The organism is Streptomyces kebangsaanensis (genome assembly GCF_001906585.1).
Taxonomy (GTDB): domain Bacteria; phylum Actinomycetota; class Actinomycetes; order Streptomycetales; family Streptomycetaceae; genus Streptomyces; species Streptomyces kebangsaanensis.
On sequence record NZ_JUJA01000056.1, the window covers coordinates 1 to 2,338 of the forward strand.

Consider the following 2,338-nt stretch of genomic DNA (forward strand, 5'->3'; position numbering starts at 1 on the left):
TCGCAGATGGGGGCGCCGGAGGTGAGGGAGGCGCCGACCTGGGCGGTGAGGCCCTTGACGGTGCCGCTCCTGTGGGCGTTGAGGGGCTGTTCCATCTTCATGGCCTCCAGGACGACGACGAGGTCGCCCTCGGTGACCTGCTGGCCCTCCTCGACGGCGACCTTGACGATGGTGCCCTGCATGGGGGAGGCGAGGGTGTCGCCGGAGGCGGCGGGGCCGGTCTTCTTCGCGGCGCGGCGCTTGGGCTTGGCGCCGGCGGCCAGGCCGGTGCGGGCCAGGGACATGCCCAGGGAGGCGGGCAGGGAGACCTCCAGGCGCTTGCCGCCGACCTCGACGACGACGGTCTCGCGGTTGCTCTCCTCCTCGGCCTCGCCGTCCACGGCGGCGGCGAACGGCTTGATGTCGTTGGTGAACTCGGTCTCGATCCAGCGGGTGTGGACGGTGAACGGCTCGGTGCTGCCGGTGAGTTCGGGGGCGAAGGCGGGGTCGGTCACCACCGCGCGGTGGAAGGGCAGGGCGGTGGCCATGCCCTCGACCTGGAATTCGTCCAGGGCGCGGGCGGCGCGCTGGAGGGCCTCGGCGCGGGTGCGGCCGGTGACGATGAGCTTGGCGAGCAGGGAGTCCCAGGCGGGGCCGATGACGGAGCCGGACTCCACGCCGGCGTCCAGGCGCACGCCGGGGCCGGTGGGCGCGTCGAAGCGGGTGACGGTGCCGGGGGCGGGCAGGAAGCCTCGGCCGGGGTCCTCGCCGTTGATGCGGAACTCGAAGGAGTGGCCGCGCAGCGGCGGGTCGTCGTAGCCGAGCGGCTCGCCGTCGGCGATGCGGAACATCTCGCGGACCAGGTCGAGGCCGGCGACCTCCTCGGTGACCGGGTGTTCGACCTGCAGGCGGGTGTTGACCTCGAGGAAGGAGATGGTGCCGTCCTGGCCGACGAGGAATTCCACGGTGCCGGCGCCGACGTAGCCGGCCTCCTTCATGATGGCCTTGGAGGCGCGGTAGAGCTCGGCGGTCTGCTCGTCGGTGAGGAAGGGGGCGGGGGCCTCCTCGACGAGTTTTTGGTGGCGGCGCTGCAGGGAGCAGTCGCGGGTGGAGACGACGACGACGTTGCCGTGGGTGTCGGCCAGGCACTGGGTCTCGACGTGGCGGGGGCGGTCGAGGTAGCGCTCGACGAAGCACTCGCCGCGGCCGAAGGCGGCGGTGGCCTCGCGGACGGCGGAGTCGTACAGCTCGGGGACCTCCTCCAGGGTGCGGGCGACCTTCAGGCCGCGGCCGCCGCCGCCGAAGGCGGCCTTGATGGCGATGGGCAGGCCGTGCTGCTTGGCGAAGGCGACGACCTCGTCGGCGCCGGCGACGGGGTCGGGGGTGCCGGCGACCAGGGGGGCGCCGGCGCGCTGGGCGATGTGCCGGGCGGCGACCTTGTCGCCCAGGTCGCGGATGGCCTGCGGGGGCGGGCCGATCCAGGTCAGGCCGGCGTCGAGGACGGCCTGGGCGAAGTCGGCGTTCTCCGAGAGGAAGCCGTAGCCGGGGTGGATGGCGTCCGCGCCGGATTCCTTGGCGGCCTTCAGGACCTTGTCGATGTCCAGGTAGCTGGTGGCCGGGGTGTCACCGCCCAGGGCGAACGCCTCATCCGCGGCGCGGACATGCAGAGCGTCCCGGTCCGGGTCGGCGTAGACGGCCACGCTCGCGATCCCGGCGTCCCGGCAGGCCCGGGCCACGCGGACAGCGATTTCGCCACGGTTGGCGATGAGCACCTTGGTCAGCATGCCGCCTCCCGCACGTCCGTCCGGCCGGTGCTGAACGCGTCGACGGTCTCGACGATCCCGCGGATGTCCGCGCCCGGGGTGAACACCGCGTCGACGCCCATGGCTTGGAGCGTGCGCACGTCGGCGTCCGGGATGATGCCGCCGACCAGGATGCGCACGTCGCTCGCGTCCTCCCGCGCCAGCAGCTCGATCACGCGCTGCACGATCGTCAGGTGGGCGCCCGAGAGGACGGAGAGCCCCAGGACGGGCGCGTCCTCGGCGATGACGGTGGCGACGATCTGTTCCGGCGTCTGGTGCAGGCCGGTGTAGATCACTTCATGGCCGGCGTCGCGCAGGGCGCGGGCGATCACCTTGGCGCCGCGGTCGTGGCCGTCGAGTCCGGGCTTGGCGATCACCACGCGCAGTCGGGGCGGCGCCGCCGCGCCGCCGAGGTCCGCGCGCTGTCGCAGGGCGTTCATGGTTTCTCCGATCGGAAGTTCACTGGGGGAGGGCCGGCGCGAGCCAGCCGGCGGGGCCGTAGGTGTGCGGTGTGCGCAGAAGAAGGCGAGGGGATGCCCAGGCACCGGCGGGGCGGG

General features: G+C 73.3%; 2 protein-coding genes. Both read right to left on the reverse strand.

Annotated elements, in window-relative coordinates:
- The coding region (locus RH94_RS07995; RefSeq protein WP_073946935.1) for an acetyl/propionyl/methylcrotonyl-CoA carboxylase subunit alpha at positions 1-1,760 on the reverse strand (1,760 nt) is incomplete at its 3' end.
- Positions 1,757-2,221, reverse strand: coding sequence for a cobalamin B12-binding domain-containing protein (locus RH94_RS08000; protein ID WP_073946936.1), 465 nt, complete (start codon positions 2,219-2,221; stop codon positions 1,757-1,759). The genes RH94_RS07995 and RH94_RS08000, both read right to left, overlap by 4 nt.
- Positions 2,222-2,338 lie beyond the last annotated feature (117 nt).

Bases quoted from the DNA above. Each gene is read 5' to 3' on its own strand.
- RH94_RS08000 (WP_073946936.1), bottom strand. From the start codon at position 2,221: ATGAACGCCCTGCGACAGCGCGCGGACCTCGGCGGCGCGGCGGCGCCG.